The organism is Marinobacterium zhoushanense (assembly GCF_014641945.1).
Taxonomy (GTDB): Bacteria; Pseudomonadota; Gammaproteobacteria; order Pseudomonadales; family Balneatricaceae; genus Marinobacterium_D; species Marinobacterium_D zhoushanense.
Map to the genome: position 1 here is coordinate 173,743 of NZ_BMIJ01000004.1, position 19,614 is coordinate 193,356.

The window sequence follows — 19,614 nt, forward strand, 5'->3', positions numbered from 1 at the left end:
CAAATAACCGGACAAGTAGCGATTCAGCGGGGATAGAGATGGACAAGCGAGGGGTATCAGTCCCCAGAACGACGGGATTATCCCGAGAGGTAAAAAGTCCGATAAAATAGCGCAGGAATGCAGGCTAACCCGTTTGGATTAGATCGAAGCCTTCATCACCTTACTGATGTAGATGGCAATCATCGTATCGAGATGGGCGCCGCCACCATTTTTATAAACCGTGATCTCGTCGGCAGATTGCCTGGCAGGCTTACCCTGCACCAGATCATACAGATCCCCTTTCACCGACTCTGCCGAAATGACGCCCGCCTCGATCGGTATCTTCAGTTCACCGATATGGCGGATCGTGGTCTCGCGGGAGTCAACAAATAACGAGCTCGATGCGATCAGCGCGTCATCGGCTTCACGCATGTCCGCTTTGAACGCACCGATCAAATCCACATGCGTACCTGGCGTTACCCACTCCCCTTTCAGGATCGGATCCCTGGCCATCGTGGCGGTGGAGACAATATCCGCCTGAGCTACGGCGTCCGCGAGATCCGGCACGGCAACGATATCGACATCGAGCGGCAGCGCGCGCATCGCCTCAACCAGCGCCTCCGCCTTCTCGTAGCGCCGGGCCCAAACGCTGATCTTCTCAAGCGCTGGAAAACCCTCCACATACGCCTTGATCAGGTTGGCTGCAACCGTGCCCGCGCCAACTATCAGCAGATGTCGGCTGTCAGGCCGGGCCAGCAGTTGCGCCCCCAACACCGAATCGCCGGCCGTTTTAAGCTCCGTGACCAGTCGGCTGTCGATCACGGCGCTCACGCAGCCATGGTCAGGTTCAAACACCAGCATGGCCCCCTGCACGGTTTCCAGTCCTGCTGCTGGATTTTGATCGAAGACAGTAACCGCCTTTACGCCGTAGCCGACCCCCTCGATGTAAGCGGCACGATTTAACAGTGTCGCATCGGACGGGCCGAGAAACAGATCCCCCACCCGGGCTTTAGGCATCCGATGGCCAGCGCGTAGCGCTTCGATCGCACCCGTCCAGGTAACAAGATCAATAGCTGAATCGTAGCTGATGATGCTGGGAATCATAGCGGTCTCTCGGGCAATGCTTGTGTCGAGTTTGATGCGGCCATTATTCGGCGCTTGTCTCCGTATATCCGTGTTTGAAGTAGAACCGCTCCAGTTCGTTCTGCTTCGGATACTTGCCGGTGAAGGTTTTGATGTACTCGGGTATGCGCTTCATTCTGATCTCGAGGGATTCATCCGTTTGCATGGAGATGTAACCGATCTGAACCAGATAAAGCGTCCTCGCATGAACATCGGCGGCGGTTTCCTCAAAGCCGTAGCGGATGAACATGTGGGTGAGCGCCTCCAGACGTTGTGTATCCGCCCGCTGGACCTCATCCAGTATCGCTTTCGACTGCAGCGCCCAGCTGCGCATGGCGAACTCAAACCTGGAATCAAACAGCGTCTTATCCAGCCAGCAATCGAACACATTGAGCGTGGCCTCAGCGAGCGAATCGGCATAGGCCTGCGACTGCCGGATGATGCTGCCGGTGTTCTTGTCTTTCCACTTCTGCACCAGCGCATCCAGCAACTCTTCCCGGTCCTGGAAAAACCAGTAGAAACTGGTCCGCGACAGCTTCAGTTTTTTCGCCAGGGCGGCGATTTTGACGGCCTCGACACCCGACTCGAGCAGGATCTCGCCGGCAGCATCCAGCCAGAGATCCGGCGATCCACGCCAACCACTCTCATTCGACATGTTCTTATTCATAGCCTTATTCATAACCGCCTTTATACCCAATCAACCCACGAAAAGTACACGCAACCGGCAATAATGAACACACCAGTACATATACTTGACAGACCTGTACATTCTACCTAGGATCGATCTCAACACCCCCTGACGACGTCCCGGTAAACGAGACATGGGTCCAACCAACAGACACCGAGCCGGAGCCCGATCATGTCCAATGACCCGCTTTTGCAGCCATATAAAATCAAGAACCTGACCCTGCGCAATCGCATCATCATGACGGCCCACGAGCCCGCCTACCCTGAGGACGGCATGCCCAAGGGGCGCTACCGCGCCTACCATGTGGAACGCGCCAAGGGCGGTGTCGCGATGACGATGACGGCGGGGTCGGCAGCGGTATCGAAGGACAGTCCGCCCGTGTTCAACAACCTGCTCGTCTATAAAGACGAGGTGGTGCCCTGGATGAAAGACCTGACCGATGCCGTCCACGAACAGGGCGCGGCGATCATGATTCAGCTCACCCATCTGGGCCGTCGGACACGCTGGGACAAGGGCAACTGGCTGCCCGTGGTATCGCCGTCCCACCATCGTGAGGCGGCGCACCGCGCCTTCCCGAAGAAGATGGAAGACTGGGATATCGAGCGCATCATTAGGGACTACGCCGATGCCGCCGAGCGCATGAAAGCCAGCGGTATGGATGGCATCGAACTCCAGGCCTATGGTCACCTGATGGACCAGTTCTGGTCACCGCTGACCAACGAACTGGACGGCCCCTACGGCGGTTCACTGGATAACCGCCTGCGCTTCACCTTCGATGTGCTCACCGAGATCCGTAAACGCGTGGGTCCCGACTTCATCGTCGGCATGCGCTACACCGGTGACGAGATGCTGCCCAACGGCCTCAATCGGGAGGATGGCCTGGAGATATCCCGTCGTCTCAGGGATAGCGGCATGGTCGACTTCCTGAATGTGGTGCGCGGCCACATCGACACCGACGCTGGGTTGACCGATACCATCCCGATCCAGGGTATGCAGAACAACCCGCATCTGGATTTCGCCGGTGAGATTCGTGCCGCCACCGACTTTCCGGTGTTCCATGCGGCGAAGATTTCCGATGTGGCCACGGCGCGCCATGCGGTCGCGTCGGGCAAGGTCGATCTGGTCGGCATGACCCGGGCGCATATGACCGACCCCCATATCGTGCGCAAGATCATCGAGAAGCGAGAAGATGAGATCCGCCCCTGTGTCGGCGCCAACTACTGCCTGGACCGCATCTACCAGGGCGGCTCCGCCTACTGTATCCATAACGCGGCGACCGGCCGTGAAGAGACCATGCCACATGAGATCGCCAAGGCCGAGACCCGCAAGAAAGTCGTCATTGTCGGCGCCGGCCCCGGCGGCCTTGAAGCCGCCCGTGTAGCCGGTGAGCGCGGCCATGAGGTGGTGGTGTTTGAAGCAGCGAATCAGCCCGGCGGCCAGATACGCCTGACGTCACAGAGTGAGCGGCGTCGCGAGATGATCTCGATCATCGACTGGCGTATGGCGCAGTGCGAGCGTCTCGGCGTGCGCTTTCAGTTCAACACCTACGCGGAAAGCGAAGAGATCGAAGCGGAAAAACCCGATGTGGTGGTTATCGCCACCGGCGGCCTCCCCCATACCGAGGTGCTTACCCAGGGCAACGAGCATGTGATCTCCGCCTGGGACATCATCTCCGGCGATGTAAAACCCGGCAAGAACGTCCTGGTGTATGACGATGCCGGTGATCATTCGGGACTGCAGGCGGCGGAGGTCATCGCCAAAACCGGCGCCAAGGTCGAGATCATAACGCCCGACCGCGCCTTCGCCCCCGAGGTGATGGCGATGAACCTGGTGCCCTACATGCGCACCCTGCAGAGGCTGGATACCCGCTTTACCGTGACCTATCGCCTGCAGGCGGTCGAGAAAACCGCGACAGGTCTCAAGGCGCTTATCGGCAGCGACTATCTTGGCAGTGGCGGGGGCGGCGTTGCCCAAGAGCGAGAATTTGACCAAGTGGTGGTGAACCACGGCGTGATTCCAATGGATGATCTGTATTTCGATTTGAAGCCGCAGTCATTCAACCTGGGGGAGGTATCCCACGATCAGCTGATCAACGGTACGCCGCAGTCCGTCGAACGTAATCCTGAAGGCAAGTACCAGCTGTTCCGGATCGGTGATGCGGTGTCAGCCCGCAACACCCACGCCGCCATCTATGACGCCCTGCGTCTGATGAAGGATATCTGAATCACCGGCGGGTCTACCGATGGGCAAGATGACTAGCGGTGGACCTAAACGCCCCTGAATACCCCGTTTTAGAAAGAAGGTTAACCGCATGAAAGTCTTAGCCGCCGTCAAACGCGTGGTCGATTACAACGTCAAGGTCCGGGTCAAGAGTGACGGCTCCGGTGTCGAGCTCAACAACGTCAAGATGTCGATCAACCCGTTCGACGAGATCGCCGTGGAGGAAGCCATTCGGCTGAAAGAGGCCGGCAACGCCTCTGAAGTGGTGGTGGTCTCCATCGGCAGCAGCAAGTCGGAAGAGACCCTGCGCAGCGCGCTGGCCATGGGTGCCGATCGTGGTGTGCTGGTGGACACTGGCGATACCAACATCGAGCCGTTAGCAGTAGCCAAACTGCTGAAAAAGGTGGTCGAGCAGGAGGATCCGGGGCTGGTGATTCTGGGCAAACAGGCGATCGACGACGACTGTAACCAGACCGGCCAGATGCTGGCGGCCCTGCTGGGCTGGGCCCAGGGTACCTTCGCCTCCGATGTTGAAGTGGTCAACGCGACCAGTGCCAAGGTGACGCGAGAGGTGGATGGCGGCCTGCAAAAGGTGCTGCTAAAGCTTCCAGCTGTTGTGACGAGCGATCTGCGCCTGAACGAGCCGCGCTACGCCTCGCTTCCCAACATCATGAAGGCAAAGAAGAAGCCGGTCGCCAAGCCAACTCTGGCGGACCTTGGGCTCAGCGAAGCCGATATCGCCCCGCGTCTGGAGGTGATCGAAACCCGTGCGCCGGAAACACGCTCGGCGGGCATAAAAGTCGCCAGCGTCACGGAGCTGGTCGAAAAACTGAAGCACGAAGCCGGCGTGCTTTAAGCGGGAGGACGCATCATGACCACACTGTTAATCGCCGATCACGACAACACCCGCCTCTCCAGCCATACCGCCAAGGCACTCACTGCTTCATCGAAACTGGGTGAGGTACACCTGCTGGTTGCCGGCCACAATATTTCCGCGGTAGCCAATGAAGCCGCACAGTTGACAGGCGTCAGCAAGGTGCTCTTGGTTGACCACCCTGAGCTGAACCACCAACTAGCCGAATCCATGGCCTCCACCATACTGGCCCTGGCAAAGGACTACTCCGCCATCGTCGCTGCCGCGACCACAACCGGCAAGAGCATCCTCCCCCGCGTAGCCGCACAGCTGGATGTGATGCAGCTGTCCGAGATTATCGAGGTGGTGTCCGAAGATACCTTCAAACGTCCAATCTATGCCGGTAACGCCATTCAGACCGTGCGCTCCCGCGACGCTGTCAAGGTGATCACCGTACGCACCGCCAGTTTCGACAGTGCGGCAATGACAGGTTCGGCGCCAATAGAACCGATCGACGCGGTGACCGGCGAGAAGCGATCCGCCCACCTTGCCGACCAGCTATCGACCTCGGACCGTCCGGAGCTGGCATCGGCGAAAATCGTCATCTCCGGCGGCCGCGCGCTAGGCTCCGCGGAAAAATTCAACGAGGTCATCCTGCCGGTGGCGGACAAGCTGGGGGCGGCGGTAGGCGCATCCCGCGCGGCAGTGGATTCTGGCTACGCTCCCAACGACTGGCAGGTGGGTCAAACCGGCAAGGTCGTTTCGCCCGAGCTGTATATCGCCTGCGGCATCTCCGGTGCGATCCAGCATCTGGCGGGGATGAAGGATTCGAAGGTGATCGTGGCGATCAACAGCGATGAGGAAGCACCGATCTTCCAGCTGGCGGATTACCAGTTGGTCGCCGACCTGTTCGAAGCCCTACCGGAGTTGGAAAGAAGTCTGTAAGCGCGACAAGGTTGAGGCTCAACCTGTTGCCAGTTTGAAAGCCAGCGCCTGCAACCATAGAGGTTCAGGCGTCAGGCTGCTGAAGCCGCGACGCCACCAGATCCCGCACCTCCGGGTCCGGGTCGTCGACCAGTGCTTGCAGCGCCTCCAGCGGCGCATCCATGGCGGCGGCCAGGCGTACGGTCCAGTCGTCGTCTTTCAGCATCGGCACCACCGCATCCCCTTCCAGACGGTCGGCGACGATACGGCGTACCTCCGCCTCCGGGTCGTGCATCATCAGGCCCAGGCTGACTTCGGGCAGGCGGCGTGCGACCAGTTTGCGCACCTGGCGGTCCTGGTCGCGAATCATGCGGAACAGGCGTCCTTCCGGTAATCGCTGGCAGACGTAGGCGCGTACCAGGTAGTCGGAATCCTTGGCCAGCTTTTCCAGATGCTCGACCGGAATGCGGTCGGCGACGGTGATCCGTACCTCGCGATCCTCGTCCTCGATCAGCGCCAGCAACTTCTCGCGCGGCAGCCGATAGGCCACGGCACGGCGCACCGCCTCGTCTGGGTCCTTGATCAGTTTGTCCAGCGCGTCCAGCGGTGCATAACGCACGGCGATAGCGCGACGTTCCCAGAACGCATCCTGCAAATAGTAGATCGCCAGATGCGGATTGACCCGCAGAAAGCGGTCGATCTGTCGACCGCTGTGCGCGGCGATGCAGACATCGCCGGGGACACAGCGGCCGGACAGCAGGAGATCCGCCTTGTAGCGGCAGAAGCGACAGTCGGCGACCGGTGTCAGGTCGCCGTCGTCACGTTCAGTCGTCATCCGGGAACACCTCCGCCAGCACGATGCCGGAAGCGCTGTCGGCGTCATTGGACAGTTTCGAGCAGTGATCGCTTGAATTGACCAGGTAGAGGTTGAAGGTTTCGCGCTCGGCCCAGGGTTTGGCGGTGGCGCCGATATCGTCCTCGAAACACCAGGTGAAGTGATAATCGGGGTAGCGGCGGCGCAGCTCGGCGATCAACACCTCGTCCAGTGCCTGGGTTGAGGCGAAATCACAGATCTCATTGAGGGTGGCTTCGGCGATCATGCGTACTCCTCCTCATCCTGGATAAACCTGATACGCTCTTCGGCGCCGACACCCATCACCTTGGCCAGCCAGGGCGGCGGGTTGTTGCCGATAACCCCCTTGAGGTCATCCAGCAACTCGGTCGCTTCACCGCCGTTGGGCAGTTTGATCGGATGCAGGCCAGCCCGGACCACCTTGGCCGCCGCGGGGCCGCCGATGGAGACGGTGTAGAGCAGCTGGCAATCATCGATCAGACCGGCGCGGAAGATGTTCTTGTCCATCTCATCCGGAGCATGGCCTGCCTTGCGGATATCGATCAGCCGCACTTCGCTATCGGATACCTGGTAGATCAGGAAGCGCGCGCAGGAACCGAAATGGCCATCCACGCGGGTCTCGTGATTGGACGCACAGGCCACACGGATGGAACCGGGCATATCACCCTCTGCATAGGCTTGCACCTCGGGCAGGGGTTGCGGCGCCTCGTCGACCGGTACGCCTATCCCTTTCAACAGACTCACCGCCTTTTTCAGGTAGTCGGTGTCGATATCGCCGAGTTCGCCGTCGGCGGCGGCCTTGAGACGGGTCACCTTGAGCCGCCCCAGCTTGGTCGGTGTGATCGGCAATCCGACCGCGTCGACCAGAACCATCATTAACCGTTTGGGATCAGTGTCGGGGAGCGCTCGGGCAGCTAGCCCGATACGCAGAGCAACTTCGGGGGAAAGTGTGTCTGCCATGGCTCTACCCTCTGTTTACCCGCGCTTGGCGCGCAGTGTAATCGGCAGTTTCGGCGGAGCATCCAACGGATCGATATAGTACTTGGTGCCGTCAGTCAGTTCGATGGTGCCGCCCCAGCTATCATCTGTGTTGAACTCGATCGATGCGATCTCGTCCTCCTGGTCTCGCTTGGCGACATAAAGGGTCATTTTGCCTTCGTTGTGACGGATCATTACGTTTGGCATGGAGTACCTCGGCTTACAGCTTGTGGAGAAACAACCGGGGCTGGTGCAAGCCCCGGTTTCGATCAACCTAACCGGATCGATTAACGAACCAGGTCGTAGTTGAAGTCGGTGGTCTGCATGCCGCGGGTATCGTCGTCGAGACGATCCAGGACAGCGTTGACGATGGTGGTCAGCATCTGCATGGCACCTTCGTAACCCAGGGTGGTCTGGCGATGCAGGTGGTGACGGTCGAAGATCGGGAAGCCCAGACGGATAAGCGGTACTTCGTGCTCCTTGCCCTTGTACAGGGTGTCGCGTGAAATATCCTTACCGTAAGAGTTTCCGATCAGGAAGTCCGGCTTGTTGGTGAAGCACAGGGAACGCATGTGCCACAGGTCCTTGCCGATATGGACTTCGCAATCAGCACCGTACGGAGACTCGGCCAGAATCGCTTCCATCGCCTTCTTCCAGCGCTTGTTGGCGTGGTTGCAAAGGATATGGATCGGCTCAGCACCCAGCTCCAGCAGGAACTTGGTCAGACCCATAACGAAGTCAGCATCGCCGTAGAGGGCAAATTTCTTGCCATGCAGCCAGGTGTGAGAGTCGGTCATCATGTCGACCAGGCGACCACGTTCGGTCTCCAGCGCCTTGCTGATCGGCTTACCGGTGATCTCGGATACCTTCATCAGCAGTTCGTCAGTCCACTCCAGACCCATCGGGATGTTCAGCTTCGGCACTTCGTGCTTCCAAGTGTTCTTGGCGTACTTCTCGGTTTTCACGAGCTGCCAGGGCTGAAGCAGGATGGTATTCAGAGCGTTCGGCGCATCCTTGATCTCGTCCATGGTGGTGCCGCCTTCATACATGCGGAACTTGCCATCGGCCGGAGTATCCAGCACTTCAGACGGGTCAGACAGCAGGCAGGCATCCACATCCATATCAGCCATCATGCGCTTGATGACGCGGAAGTTACCCAGGTAGGTTTCAAAGCCCGGAACGAAGTTCAGCTTGCCGTTAGAGCCGACAACCTTGTCTTCCATGTAGTTCAGGGTGAAGTAACGCGCGATACCCTCGAACATGTTGTCCCAGCCAGTGGTGTGGCTGCCGACAAAGCTCGGCGTGTGCGCGAACGGTACCGGGTAATCCTGATCGACGTGACCTTCCTTCTTCGCATTGTTGATGAACGCGTTCAGGTCGTCACCGATAACCTCGGCCATACAAGTGGTCGACACAGCGATCATGTCGGGCTTGTACAGTGCCTTGGCATTTTCCAGACCATCGAACATGTTCTTCTGGCCACCGAAAACGGCCGCATCTTCGGTCATGGAGTCTGAAACGGTTGCGATAGGCTCTTTGAAGTGACGGTTGAAGTAGGTACGGAAGTACGCCACACAACCCTGAGAACCGTGCACGTAAGGCAGGGTCTTCTCGAAGCCCAGTGAGCAGAGGACGGCGCCCAGCGGCTGGCAAGCCTTGGCCGGGTTGACGGTCAGAGCTTCACGAGCGAAGTTCAGCTCCTGATACTCTTTGGTGGTGGTCCACTCAAAGACGTCATCGATCTTGGTCTGCGGATGCTTCTCTTCGAAGTCGTCGCGCTTGCGGGCCAGCATATCCTGGTATTCATCTTCGAGGAACAGCGGATAGCTCGGCTTGATGTTATCAACTGACTGACTCATTTCATTCTCTCCTCCCGCGCCACCAATCTGTGAACAAACGGGTCAAAGTGGGTAGTGGGGTTCACGACCGACGGGCCGTGAACCATCAGCAGCCTGAATTAGGCGCTGGCAGCAACTGCGGCTTCTTCAGCTGCATCTGCTTTCCAAGGTGCCTGAATCTGCTTCCAGCACGGGTTGTTCAGGGTCATGTCCATATCACGGGCAAAGATGGCGAAGCCGTCGTAGCCGTGGTACGGACCTGAGTAATCCCAGCTGTGCATCTGACGGAAGGGGATACCCATCTTCTGGAAGATGTACTTCTCTTTAACACCAGAACCGATCAGGTCCGGCTTGATCTTCTTGACGAACTCTTCGAACTCGTAGCCGGTGACATCGTCGTAGATCAGGGTAGCGTTACCCATCTCCTTGATGGTGCGGTCGTAGTCGTCGTTATGAGCGAACTCGTAACCAGTACCGACAACTTCCATGCCCAGATCTTCGTACGCGCCGATAACGTGACGCGGACGCAGACCGCCGATGTACAGCATGACTTTCTTGCCTTCCAGGCGCGGACGGTACTTGGCGATTACGGAATCGTATTCAGCCTTGTACTTGGCGATCACCTCTTCAGCCTTCTTCTGGATAGACTCATCGAAGAAAGAAGCGATCTTGCGCAGAGACTCGTCAGTCTTGGTCGGGCCGAAGAAGTTGTACTCCATCCAAGGAATGCCGTACTTCTCTTCCATATGACGAGAGATGTAGTTCATCGAACGGTAGCAGTGAACCAGGTTCAGCTTGACCTTCGGCGTCAGCTCCATCTCAGAGATGGTGCCGTCACCAGACCACTGAGCCACGACGCGCAGACCCATCTCTTCCAGCAGGATACGGGAAGACCAGGCGTCACCACCGATGTTGTAGTCACCGATGATCGCAACGTCGTACGGCGTGGTCTGGAAGCTGTTATCGTCGTCACGCTTGTCCAGCGCCCAGTCACGGATCGCGTCGTTAGCGATGTGGTGACCCAGTGACTGAGATACACCGCGGAAACCTTCACAGCGAACCGGAACAACAGTCTTGCCGGTCGCAGCAGTAGATTTCTTGGCAACGGCTTCGATGTCATCACCGATCAGACCGATCGGGCACTCGGACTGGATAGAGATACCCTTGTTCAGCGGGAACAGCTGCTCGATCTCTTCGATCAGCTTGGCCAGCTTCTTGTCGCCGCCGAATACGATGTCCTTCTCCTGGAAATCGGAGGTGAAGTTCATGGTAACGAAGGCGTTCACACCGGTGGTACCGATGTAGTAGTTACGACGGCCAGAGCGAGAGTACTGACCGCAGCCGACCGGACCGTGAGAGATGTGGATCATGTCCTTGATCGGACCCCAGACCACACCACGGGAACCCGCGTATGCACAACCGCGAATGGTCATCACACCCGGCAGGGATTTTTTGTTGGACGTGATGCACTTCTTGGACTGCTCGATCTCGTGATCGTTAGCGGTCAGGTGCTTGGCACGATCTTTCTTAGCTTTAGCAGGATAGACTTCAAGCACTTCGTTAATGAGCGCTTCGGTCTCTTCGCGTGACATGACAGACATAACCTGTCTCCTTTACATGTTGGGTTGCGAACAGAGGCTAATCTGCCCCATGTCCGTCCTCGGAGCGGACGGTCAAGCGACCGCCCGTCCTGCCGACAACGTGCAGTACTTAGGCTTCGTCAGCCGCAGTCTTACCGATGATGGACGTGTCTTCTTCGTCCATGATGCCGAACTCCATCAGCAGAGCTTCGAGCTCGTCCATGGTGATCGGAGTCGGGATGACGAACTTGGTGTTGGCAACGATCTTGTTCGCCAGAGCGCGGTACTCATCAGCCTGCTTGGCAGACGGATCGTATTCGATAACAGTCATACGACGGATCTCGGCGCGCTGTACCACGTTGTCACGCGGAACGAAGTGGATCATCTGGGTGCCCAGCTTCTCAGCCAGTGCCATGATCAGCTCGTCTTCACGGTCAGTGTTACGAGAGTTGCAGATCAGGCCAGCCAGACGCACGCCACCGGAGTTGGCGTACTTCACGATACCCTTGGAGATGTTGTTGGCAGCGTACATAGCCATCATCTCGCCGGAGCATACGATGTAGATCTCCTGAGCCTTGTTTTCGCGGATCGGCATAGCGAAGCCACCGCACACAACGTCACCCAGTACGTCGTAGAAAACGAAGTCCAGATCGTCTTCGTAAGCACCTTCCTCTTCGAGGAAGTTGATAGCGGTGATAACACCGCGGCCGGCACAGCCAACACCCGGCTCCGGACCACCGGACTCGACGCACTTAACATCGCCGTAACCGGTTTTCAGAACATCTTCCAGTTCCAGATCTTCAACGGTGCCCGCTTCGGCAGCCATTTCCATGATGGTGTTCTGGGCTTTGGAGTGCAGGATCAGACGAGTAGAGTCAGCCTTAGGGTCGCAGCCGACGATCATTACTTTCTTACCGGCTTCGGCCAGAGCGGCTACCAGGTTCTGAGTAGTGGTAGACTTACCGATACCGCCTTTACCGTAGATTGCACATTGACGCATTGCCATGGTGTTGCTCCTCGTTTCGGACTTAGCTTCCGAGCCCAGACCCCTCAGCTTGCACTGTGAGCGCCTCGGCCTTCGTAACTTCGCCAAGAACGTTGCGAAAGCTGTACCAATTTTGGCATCAGATCATAACTACTTGTTTTAATTAGAATTTAATCGATGAAACGATGAAAGCGAGCTGTATTCGACCCGACAAACCCACCTCTTGCTGTCGCAACACCAACAAAAAGCCCTGAGCTTTGTCGGGCCTTATTGGCCTGTCGAAAATACGACAAAGCACCACATCCCGGCCCTCCTTTCCCTCAACCGACATACATTTGAACTCAATATCAATAACTTACGCATGGCTTAACTATTGCACTGGCTTGAGAAGTGCCCGTTGCTACTAGCAAGTTGCTGGATCGGTGGAGCGGCGCAGAAAGTCACACACTCTCGGGAAGGTACCGGTATGTATAAAGAGCTTATAGAAGGTATTCAGAGCGGTAAGATCGTCCCTTACCTGGGCGCAGGCGCGCTGAAGGATGTCACCAACACACTGGATGGCAGCCCCATCCCCGCAGACAGCGACAGTCTGATCCTGGCGATGAACAATGGACAGCCGATGGCGCCGCGCCTGATGTACGAATTCCCTCGTGCTGCCATGAGCATGGAGAACAAGAAAGGCCGTAACTTCGTCACCCGTTTCCTTAACGAAACCTACGGTGAACAGCAGTGGAGCCGTGGCCAGCTGCATGACTGGCTGGCCGAGATCAAGCCCCAGTACGTTATCGACATCAACCGCGACACCCAGCTGATGGACAGCTACGCCGATACCGAGCACACCCTGGTCATGGGCGTCGCCCGCATCATGGCCAGCGAATACCGCTTCAAACTGTTCCACTACGACGGCTCGGCATACAAGGAGATCGAGCTGGACGCGGTAAACCCCGCCCTGCCGATCCTGTTCAAGCCGCATGGCGCCCCCCGGCCAGAGGCCAACTACATCGCCGCCGACGCCGACTTTGTCGACTACATCACAGAGTTGATGGGCGGCTTTGCGATTCCGGCCTTCCTCAAGGAGTACCGCAAGCAGAAGCAGTACCTGTTCCTCGGTATGCGCTTCACCCGCGACACCCAGCGCATGGTGATGAGCGACATCATCTACGCCGCCGATGAACCCGCCGGCTGGGCCTTTATTCCCGAGCCCACCGACAAGGAGCGCCGCTTCTGCAAACTGAAGAAGATCGAGATCATCGAAGAGGACTGGGAAGCACTACTGAGCGCTGAAACCGAGCTGGCGACGGCCTAAGGCATAGCCCGCTCCGGTTTCCAGCCGGAGCGGGCACCAAAGGTTGTGCCTTGGCATACTTAACTGCGGATAAACCACATCATCCTCTGACATACAGAGGTGTCAGCAGATTAGAAACACCTCGATTTACTGCCCCTATCGAAAAGTAAATAACGCCATAACAAAGCGTTTTTTCACATGCTCGAATTCAGACAGCCAAATAAAAACTCGTCGGATAATCGATGCTGGTATTAGCAAGACAGTTTCGGTTTCACTCAAGATCACTCCTACGCTGAGCCAAACACAAGCGGTCCATGCTCGTTAGACTGCGGGCGAGAATTGAATTTACGATTATAATTGAATCACTTAGGCGACTACGTTGTTGAGGTAGAGGGATGGATAGCATAATGCCGGCATTGCCCGACGGGCATGGAATAGCGATCCTGTTGTTGATTGTAGTCGCACTGTTCATGTTCACCCGAGAAGAGATCCCGCTCGAAACCTCAAGCCTGTTGGTGCTCGTAGTACTGGCTGTTGGGTTCGCGCTCTTCCCCTACCGATACAATGGCGAACTTGTCGACCCCATAGACCTGTTCCACGGATTTGGACATGAAGCACTGATCGCGGTTTGCGCCCTGATGATTGCCGGGCAGGGTCTGGTACGCACCGGCGCGCTGGAGCCGATCGGTCGATTGTTGGCGCGTTTCTGGGCAGTCAGCCCGATGTTTTCCCTGTTACTGACCCTGCTGATCGGGGCTTTTTTGAGTGCGTTTGTCAACAATGTTCCGATCGTTGTGCTGCTGCTTCCCATTCTGGTCAGTGTCGCACTACGCACCGGCAAGCCCGCTTCAGGGATGCTGATGCCCATGGGCTTTGCCACCCTGGTTGGCGGTATGGGCACCACAATCGGCACCTCCACCAACCTGCTGGTCATTGCGGTGGCCGCTGATCTTGGCATGCGCCATTTTCAGATGTTCGATTTCTTTCTCCCTGCTGCGATAGCCGCCAGTGTGGCAATCCTTTACCTATGGCTGGTGGCTCCACGCATTTTGCCTGTGCGTGTTGCGTCACTGGACGACAGTTCACCTCGCCTGTTCACTGCCCAACTGCATATCGAGGAGGATGGTTTTAGCGATGGCCGCACGTTGTCCGAGCTGCAAGACAAGGTCGGCAGCAACATGAATATCAGCGCTATCCGCCGCGGTGAAACGCTGATCGTGCCGCTTCCCGATGCAATGCTCAGGGCCGGCGACAGGCTGAGAATCTGCGATACCCCGGAAAACCTGACCGAGTTTTCCAGCACACTGGATGCAGCCCTGTTTGCCGGGGAGGTTCGAGTGGATGATGAGAACCCGCTGCGAGCCGACGATCAGCAGATCGCCGAGATAGTCGTAACGCAAGGCTCATTGCTGGAGGGCTCCACCCTGGCCCATGCCAGATTGGCAGAACGTTACCATATGCTGATCCTGGCACTGCATCGTCCCGGGACCACGCTGCAGACCCTGAGTGCAGACTTAGGCGATTTGCGCCTGAGAATAGGTGATGTACTGCTGGTGCAAGGCAGTCAGGAGCAGATCGCATCACTTAAACAGAGTGTTGAACTACTGGTACTGGATGCGACCAGTGACTTGCCGCATACCCAGCTCGCTCCCCTGGCATTAACGATTATGGCGTCCATTGTCGTGGTCGCAGCGCTTGGCCTGATGCCGATCGCTATCAGCGCCGTGGCCGGTGTACTGCTGATGATCCTCACCCGCTGCCTGCGGTGGCAGGACGTGGTGCAGGCGCTGAGTACTCCCGTCATCATGATCGTGGTGGCCAGTTTAGCCTTGGGGATGGCGTTGCTGAAAACCGGCGGGGCTAACTATTTGGCAGAACTGTATGTTGCGTTATCCGCAGGAGCATCGCCGTCAACCATGCTGTCGGGGTTGATGCTGATTATGGCGATATTGACCAATATCGTGTCCAACAATGCCGCCGCGGTGATCGGCACTCCGATCGCTTTCAGCATCTCCCAGCAGTTGGGCTTGCCGCCTGAACCCTACGTGCTGGCTGTACTGTTTGGCGCCAATATGAGTTACGCCACCCCCATGGCTTACAAGACCAACCTCTTGGTCATGAGTGCCGGAGGTTACCGCTTTTCAGACTTTATGAGGGTGGGGATACCGCTCACGATTATCGTTTGGCTGGTACTTTCCTGGATACTGCCAAAACTCTATGGGCTTGGTTAAAGGTAGAAGCGGACGCTGGGCGTTATTCGACCTGCGACTACATATCCGGCCGGAACACTTTGACAAGGTTTCGCCCCTCGGCCTTGGCTTGGTACATGGCGATATCAGCCCTTTTCAGCAGCTGTTTGACCTCCTCTGCATGGTCGGGATAAAGCACCACACCAATACTTGATGAGATCTTCAGGCTCAGGCCTTCAACCTCAACCGGCTCGATTAAAGCGTGACGTATTTTCTCGGCCACTTCGACGGCGCTGTTTTCATCCTTCACCGATGGCAGGACAACAACAAATTCATCGCCGCCGAAGCGTGACGCAGAATCTGATTTACGTAGACAACCCGAGATCCGCTTCGCAATCGCTTTAAGCAGTACATCACCGACATTGTGACCGTAAGTATCGTTAACCGGCTTGAACTCGTCCAAGTCGACGAACAAAACCGCCACCCTCTCCTGCTCGCGTTCCGCATTGCTGATTGCCTGATGCAACCGGTCGATAATCAAGAGTCGGTTCGGCAACCCGGTCAGGGTATCGTGATAAGCCAGATGTTCAACCTGCTCCTCCATGATTTTGCGATCGGTAATCTCGTAGAACCAGCCGAGAATCGCTGTTCGCCCTTCATACTCGACAGGTGAGAACGATGCCAATACCCACTTGACCGGTGCTCGCTCGTCGAAGGTGCAGAGCTCGATCAACTTATCGCTAATACACTCCCCGTACCCCAACGTTTCAAGTATTTCATTATGTGTTTCCGGATTGATGTAGTAACCGGGAGACACATAACCAAACACCTCTTCAGCGGTTGATTCCACCAGGGAAACATAGCGGCTATTGGCGAACAGGACCCGCTTGCTGGAACTATCCTCTATACGTGTCGCTATCGGACTGGCTTCCAGCATCTGCCGTAACTGTGAAGCACTCTCGACCGCCCCCAGCCGCAGATCGAAGTTCTCCTCGAGCTGCTGGTGCAAGCTGTGCGTCGTCCCCAACAGGAAAAACATGAACAGCAGCAGCATGGTGCCCATACCCTGAGGGACCGTGTCGTCCTGACTGATGAGAAAGAGAGAATGTGGCGCCAAAGCCAACAACAGGAAAGCGAAACTTGAGACCCGATCGATCGCCAGGGTGGTAGCGGCACCTGAGCACAATCCGGCTAAAACGAAAGAGGTATAAACCATATGACTGGGATTCCAGGTCGGCACCAGGAAAACACCGGCAACTCCCCAGGTCGCCGCACCGGAAAACACACCTATGCGGAACAGCAGTAATCTTCGTCTCGCCTCCGTCGCGGGCAGTACGCCCACATCCTCGCGCCAGAGCAGCATCAGACCCGCTCGATAAATCAGGGTTGCACCGAGTAGCAGCGACCATAGCAGTAGCTTGTCAGGTTCCAATACAGCCCACTGCACACCGACAAAAATAACCGCGAGCGCGATGCTGATAAGAATGGCGGAACGCAGGTTGGAACAGAGGAGACGGACCTGTTCTGAGGTAAACGGGTCGGCTTCCGCTCTGGAGAGCGTGTGCTGTCGATAGGTTAGTCTATTGTCCTCGTCGACCGGCCCGACCGAAGCAGCTTGATCGGTACTATCCCGTCTCTTCAACATATGGCTTTTTGTATGAAACCCCATACATTTTTTGAGTATCGCCTTCCACTATAGTCGCAAACACAAAAGGCGTTCAATCGAAGCCCCGGACTGAAGCTGCCTTGTTGTCAGTATGAACCCTTTGGCCGTTGCTAGCGCTTAAAAAAGAAAAGGCGGCGCCCTTTCGGACACCGCCTTTTCTTACGCTACACAACTCAAGTCATCACTCTTCCGGAATCAGCAGCTGTACGCCAACGCCGGTGTTGGAGATTGGCGATACATAGTTGCGCAGACGCTCTTCCGGAATACCCTCGCCCAGCGCACCACGCATGGCCAGCCACATGGCCAGCTCCACCATCTGTGCGCCGCCTTTTTCGATCAGATCCACGTTACTGAATTTGCACAGTTCCTGAGGATCGGAAACCAGCTTGTCCATACAGTAGTTGTCGAAGTCACCGTTGAGGATACCGGCACGTGGGCCATCCAACTGATGAGACAGACCACCGGTACCGAGTAGCACGACCTTGGCATCCCGTTCCCAGCAACGGATCGCATCGCCAATGGCTTTACCGAAGGCGTAGCTGCGGCTTGGCTTGGGCATTGGGTGACGTTCACAGTTGATCGCAACCGGAATCACCTTGATGCCCTGGTAGCTGTGGTTTGGCCACAACAGGGTCATGGGCACGGTGGCGCCGTGATCCACCTTGATGTCCTGACACACGGTCGGATCAAAGTCGTTCTCGATCAGGTGGTTGACGATGTGCCAGCTCAGTTCGGTTTCACCGGTCACCGGTGGAATTGGCTTGATGCCCCAGCCTTCATCGGCGTTTTCGTACTTTGGCGCACAACCAATCGCAAAGGTCGGCTTCTTATCCAGCCACATTTCCAGACCGTGGTCGTTGTAGAACAACACGGCGATATCCGGTTTCTCTTCATTCAGCCACTGGCGAATTGGCGGGTAAATAGCGAACAGATCACGGTAGTACGGGGTGTCCTCCAGCCCCTTGTCGATGGCAACACCGATGGCTGGAATGTGAGATGTGGTAATACCACCGATTATTTTAGCCATTGGTTGTTTTCCCCCTGCCCTGACTGTCGAGATATGCCTGGAACTCTTCAGTGGTGCGACCGGACTGCATGCCACCGATCACCTGCATGTTCCAACCAAAGATTCCGGCCAGCTTCGCCATGTAGTAGATGCTGCCGCCCAGCTCGAGCAGCTTGTTCAGATCCTTGTCACGGAGGGCCTGCTTGAACTCTTCAGATAGCTCGAACTTCTCCATGTAGGCTTCCGGATCTGCCAGAAACGCCTGACGTGCGTCTTCGTTGTTGAACGAGAAACACATCTTGTTGAAGTTGAAACCCTTGGTCGCCTGAGCACCATCAAAATGAATGGTGCCTTCAACCGGCTTCATTTTGTAATCTGTCATTGTTGTACCCTCCTGTTGGGGGACGCGCCTGCCCGATTATCGTTATCTGTCACCGCGGTTACATCAGTTGTCACGGATAAGACGGGAATGGCGCTTATTTTGTGCAGACGCCCGGAATGATCCGGGCGATAGTTCCTCGCCGGCTCAGCGGTCGGCGAAGAACGATGGATAAACCTCAACGATCCCAGTACAGACGCATCGGATTATCGACCAGCAATTTCTGCTGCAGCTCTTCAGTCGGCGCGATCAGCGGGATCACGTCGACCAGCTTGCCATCATCCGGCACATGCGACTTCATGTTCGGGTGCGGCCAGTCGGTGCCCCACAGGCAACGATCCGGGAACAGCTCGACCAGCTTTTTCATGAACGGCACCACGTCGCTGTAATCCGGCGGCGTCAAGGTCAGTCGCTCGGGACAGGTGGTCTTGACCCAAACCTTTTCGTTGCTCTTCATCAGCTCGATGAAACGCTGAAATTCCGGATGATCGACGCCCTTCGCCACATCGGGACGGCCCATATGGTCGACAACGATCGTGGTGTCCAGCTCGTTCAGGAACGGGATCAGATCCTCCAGGTCCGGCGCCTCGAAGTAGACAACGATGTGCCAGCCCAGCGGTTTGATCTTCTCGGCAATCGACAGGAACACCTCTTTCGGCGTGGTGTCGACCAGGCGCTTGACGAAGTTGAAACGCACGGCGCGCACGCCGGCCTTGTCCATCGCTTCCAGCTCTTCGACAGTGATCGCCGGATCGACCACGGCGACGCCACGAGCCAGCTCACCTGCGCTTTCCAGCGCATCGACCAGCGCCGCGTTGTCAGTACCGTGGCAGGACGCCTGCACGATCACGTTGCGTTCGAAGCCGAGGTAGTCGCGCAGTTCGAACAGTTTCGCCTTCGGCGCATCGCAGGGCGTGTACTTGCGTTTCGGGTGGTACGGAAACTGGTCCGCAGGACCGAACACGTGGCAGTGCGCATCGACGGCACCGGCAGGAGCCTTGAACTCAGGCTTGCTTGGGTTCGGGTGGAACGGGAGGTAATCGGGATCCATCATCTTGCAGCACCTGCT

18 protein-coding genes are annotated in these 19,614 nt (G+C 57.0%); 5 read left to right on the forward strand and 13 right to left on the reverse strand.

Features of this window, described 5'->3' with window-relative positions; genetic code table 11:
* Nucleotides 1-138 precede the first annotated feature (138 nt).
* A complete protein-coding gene (locus IEX40_RS10540) occupies nt 139-1,083 on the reverse strand; it encodes an ornithine cyclodeaminase family protein (RefSeq protein ID WP_188748016.1) in 945 nt (314 codons plus the stop codon).
* A 43-nt stretch (nt 1,084-1,126) separates the two neighbouring features.
* Nucleotides 1,127-1,768, reverse strand: coding sequence for a TetR/AcrR family transcriptional regulator (locus IEX40_RS10545; RefSeq protein WP_188748018.1), 642 nt, complete (start codon nt 1,766-1,768; stop codon nt 1,127-1,129).
* 192 nt (nt 1,769-1,960) lie between these two features.
* Here IEX40_RS10545 and IEX40_RS10550 point away from each other — a divergent pair, with 192 nt between their 5' ends.
* The 3 genes from IEX40_RS10550 (at nt 1,961) to IEX40_RS10560 (ending at nt 5,807) form a co-directional block, all read left to right on the forward strand.
* The gene (locus IEX40_RS10550) at nt 1,961-4,012 is read left to right on the forward strand and encodes an NADH:flavin oxidoreductase (RefSeq protein WP_188748020.1); all 2,052 of its coding nucleotides are present in this window, start codon (nt 1,961-1,963) and stop codon (nt 4,010-4,012) included.
* Nucleotides 4,013-4,100: 88 nt separating this feature from the next.
* The gene (locus IEX40_RS10555) at nt 4,101-4,865 is read left to right on the forward strand and encodes an electron transfer flavoprotein subunit beta/FixA family protein (RefSeq protein WP_188748022.1); all 765 of its coding nucleotides are present in this window, start codon (nt 4,101-4,103) and stop codon (nt 4,863-4,865) included.
* A 15-nt stretch (nt 4,866-4,880) separates the two neighbouring features.
* Complete coding sequence (locus tag IEX40_RS10560) at nt 4,881-5,807, forward strand: electron transfer flavoprotein subunit alpha/FixB family protein (RefSeq protein ID WP_188748024.1); 927 nt, start codon at nt 4,881-4,883, stop codon at nt 5,805-5,807.
* A 64-nt stretch (nt 5,808-5,871) separates the two neighbouring features.
* Here IEX40_RS10560 and IEX40_RS10565 read toward each other — a convergent pair whose 3' ends face one another.
* The 7 genes from IEX40_RS10565 to nifH all read right to left on the reverse strand — a co-directional run bounded on the left by IEX40_RS10565 (nt 5,872) and on the right by nifH (nt 12,041).
* A complete protein-coding gene (locus tag IEX40_RS10565; RefSeq protein ID WP_188748025.1) occupies nt 5,872-6,621 on the reverse strand; it encodes a 4Fe4S-binding leucine-rich repeat protein in 750 nt (249 codons plus the stop codon).
* The gene (locus tag IEX40_RS10570; RefSeq protein ID WP_188748027.1) at nt 6,611-6,886 is read right to left on the reverse strand and encodes a DUF6129 family protein; all 276 of its coding nucleotides are present in this window, start codon (nt 6,884-6,886) and stop codon (nt 6,611-6,613) included. The genes IEX40_RS10565 and IEX40_RS10570 overlap by 11 nt, the downstream gene beginning before the upstream one ends.
* Nucleotides 6,883-7,599 carry a dinitrogenase iron-molybdenum cofactor biosynthesis protein gene (locus IEX40_RS10575; RefSeq protein ID WP_188748029.1) on the reverse strand — a complete coding sequence of 239 codons (717 nt, stop codon included), beginning with the start codon at nt 7,597-7,599 and terminating at the stop codon, nt 6,883-6,885. The genes IEX40_RS10570 and IEX40_RS10575 overlap by 4 nt, the downstream gene beginning before the upstream one ends.
* A 15-nt stretch (nt 7,600-7,614) precedes the next feature.
* Nucleotides 7,615-7,824: a putative nitrogen fixation protein NifT gene (nifT, locus tag IEX40_RS10580; RefSeq protein ID WP_188748031.1), complete on the reverse strand. Its 210-nt coding sequence runs from the start codon at nt 7,822-7,824 to the stop codon at nt 7,615-7,617.
* An 80-nt stretch (nt 7,825-7,904) separates the two neighbouring features.
* Nucleotides 7,905-9,476: a nitrogenase molybdenum-iron protein subunit beta gene (gene nifK / locus IEX40_RS10585; RefSeq protein ID WP_188748033.1), complete on the reverse strand. Its 1,572-nt coding sequence runs from the start codon at nt 9,474-9,476 to the stop codon at nt 7,905-7,907.
* A 98-nt stretch (nt 9,477-9,574) separates the two neighbouring features.
* Nucleotides 9,575-11,056 carry a nitrogenase molybdenum-iron protein alpha chain gene (gene nifD / locus IEX40_RS10590; RefSeq protein WP_188748035.1) on the reverse strand — a complete coding sequence of 494 codons (1,482 nt, stop codon included), beginning with the start codon at nt 11,054-11,056 and terminating at the stop codon, nt 9,575-9,577.
* A gap of 109 nt (nt 11,057-11,165) precedes the next feature.
* Nucleotides 11,166-12,041 carry a nitrogenase iron protein gene (gene nifH / locus IEX40_RS10595; protein WP_188748037.1) on the reverse strand — a complete coding sequence of 292 codons (876 nt, stop codon included), beginning with the start codon at nt 12,039-12,041 and terminating at the stop codon, nt 11,166-11,168.
* A gap of 445 nt (nt 12,042-12,486) precedes the next feature.
* Between nifH and IEX40_RS10600 the strand changes: the two genes are divergently transcribed.
* Both IEX40_RS10600 and IEX40_RS10605 read left to right on the forward strand, forming a co-directional pair.
* Nucleotides 12,487-13,326, forward strand: coding sequence for an SIR2 family protein (locus tag IEX40_RS10600; RefSeq protein WP_188748038.1), 840 nt, complete (start codon nt 12,487-12,489; stop codon nt 13,324-13,326).
* Between the two features lie 374 nt (nt 13,327-13,700).
* Nucleotides 13,701-15,536 carry an SLC13 family permease gene (locus tag IEX40_RS10605; protein ID WP_188748040.1) on the forward strand — a complete coding sequence of 612 codons (1,836 nt, stop codon included), beginning with the start codon at nt 13,701-13,703 and terminating at the stop codon, nt 15,534-15,536.
* A gap of 37 nt (nt 15,537-15,573) precedes the next feature.
* Here the strand turns inward: IEX40_RS10605 and IEX40_RS10610 are convergent, their stop codons facing one another.
* The 4 genes from IEX40_RS10610 to IEX40_RS10625 form a co-directional block, all read right to left on the reverse strand.
* Nucleotides 15,574-17,139: a sensor domain-containing diguanylate cyclase gene (locus IEX40_RS10610; RefSeq protein WP_188748041.1), complete on the reverse strand. Its 1,566-nt coding sequence runs from the start codon at nt 17,137-17,139 to the stop codon at nt 15,574-15,576.
* 202 nt (nt 17,140-17,341) lie between these two features.
* Nucleotides 17,342-18,187, reverse strand: a complete 846-nt coding sequence (locus IEX40_RS10615; RefSeq protein WP_188748043.1) for a class III extradiol dioxygenase family protein — start codon at nt 18,185-18,187, stop codon at nt 17,342-17,344.
* Complete coding sequence (locus IEX40_RS10620) at nt 18,180-18,548, reverse strand: protocatechuate 3,4-dioxygenase (RefSeq protein WP_188748046.1); 369 nt, start codon at nt 18,546-18,548, stop codon at nt 18,180-18,182. The genes IEX40_RS10615 and IEX40_RS10620 overlap by 8 nt, the downstream gene beginning before the upstream one ends.
* 175 nt (nt 18,549-18,723) lie before the next feature.
* The gene (locus tag IEX40_RS10625; protein ID WP_229680705.1) at nt 18,724-19,599 is read right to left on the reverse strand and encodes an amidohydrolase family protein; all 876 of its coding nucleotides are present in this window, start codon (nt 19,597-19,599) and stop codon (nt 18,724-18,726) included.
* Between the last annotated feature and the right edge of the window lie 15 nt (nt 19,600-19,614).

Excerpts from the sequence above, each read along its gene's own strand:
- IEX40_RS10610 (WP_188748041.1), bottom strand. The coding sequence starts at position 17,139 with ATGTTGAAGAGACGGGATAGTACCGATCAAGCTGCTTCGGTCGGGCCG.
- IEX40_RS10625 (WP_229680705.1), bottom strand. The coding sequence starts at position 19,599 with ATGATGGATCCCGATTACCTCCCGTTCCACCCGAACCCAAGCAAGCCT.
- IEX40_RS10540 (WP_188748016.1), bottom strand. The coding sequence starts at position 1,083 with ATGATTCCCAGCATCATCAGCTACGATTCAGCTATTGATCTTGTTACC.
- IEX40_RS10565 (WP_188748025.1), bottom strand. The coding sequence starts at position 6,621 with ATGACGACTGAACGTGACGACGGCGACCTGACACCGGTCGCCGACTGT.
- IEX40_RS10620 (WP_188748046.1), bottom strand. The coding sequence starts at position 18,548 with ATGACAGATTACAAAATGAAGCCGGTTGAAGGCACCATTCATTTTGAT.
- IEX40_RS10560 (WP_188748024.1), top strand. The coding sequence starts at position 4,881 with ATGACCACACTGTTAATCGCCGATCACGACAACACCCGCCTCTCCAGC.
- IEX40_RS10555 (WP_188748022.1), top strand. The coding sequence starts at position 4,101 with ATGAAAGTCTTAGCCGCCGTCAAACGCGTGGTCGATTACAACGTCAAG.
- nifK (WP_188748033.1), bottom strand. The coding sequence starts at position 9,476 with ATGAGTCAGTCAGTTGATAACATCAAGCCGAGCTATCCGCTGTTCCTC.
- nifT (WP_188748031.1), bottom strand. The coding sequence starts at position 7,824 with ATGCCAAACGTAATGATCCGTCACAACGAAGGCAAAATGACCCTTTAT.
- IEX40_RS10570 (WP_188748027.1), bottom strand. The coding sequence starts at position 6,886 with ATGATCGCCGAAGCCACCCTCAATGAGATCTGTGATTTCGCCTCAACC.
- IEX40_RS10600 (WP_188748038.1), top strand. The coding sequence starts at position 12,487 with ATGTATAAAGAGCTTATAGAAGGTATTCAGAGCGGTAAGATCGTCCCT.
- IEX40_RS10615 (WP_188748043.1), bottom strand. The coding sequence starts at position 18,187 with ATGGCTAAAATAATCGGTGGTATTACCACATCTCACATTCCAGCCATC.
- IEX40_RS10550 (WP_188748020.1), top strand. The coding sequence starts at position 1,961 with ATGTCCAATGACCCGCTTTTGCAGCCATATAAAATCAAGAACCTGACC.
- nifH (WP_188748037.1), bottom strand. The coding sequence starts at position 12,041 with ATGGCAATGCGTCAATGTGCAATCTACGGTAAAGGCGGTATCGGTAAG.
- IEX40_RS10605 (WP_188748040.1), top strand. The coding sequence starts at position 13,701 with ATGGATAGCATAATGCCGGCATTGCCCGACGGGCATGGAATAGCGATC.
- nifD (WP_188748035.1), bottom strand. The coding sequence starts at position 11,056 with ATGTCTGTCATGTCACGCGAAGAGACCGAAGCGCTCATTAACGAAGTG.
- IEX40_RS10545 (WP_188748018.1), bottom strand. The coding sequence starts at position 1,768 with ATGAATAAGAACATGTCGAATGAGAGTGGTTGGCGTGGATCGCCGGAT.
- IEX40_RS10575 (WP_188748029.1), bottom strand. The coding sequence starts at position 7,599 with ATGGCAGACACACTTTCCCCCGAAGTTGCTCTGCGTATCGGGCTAGCT.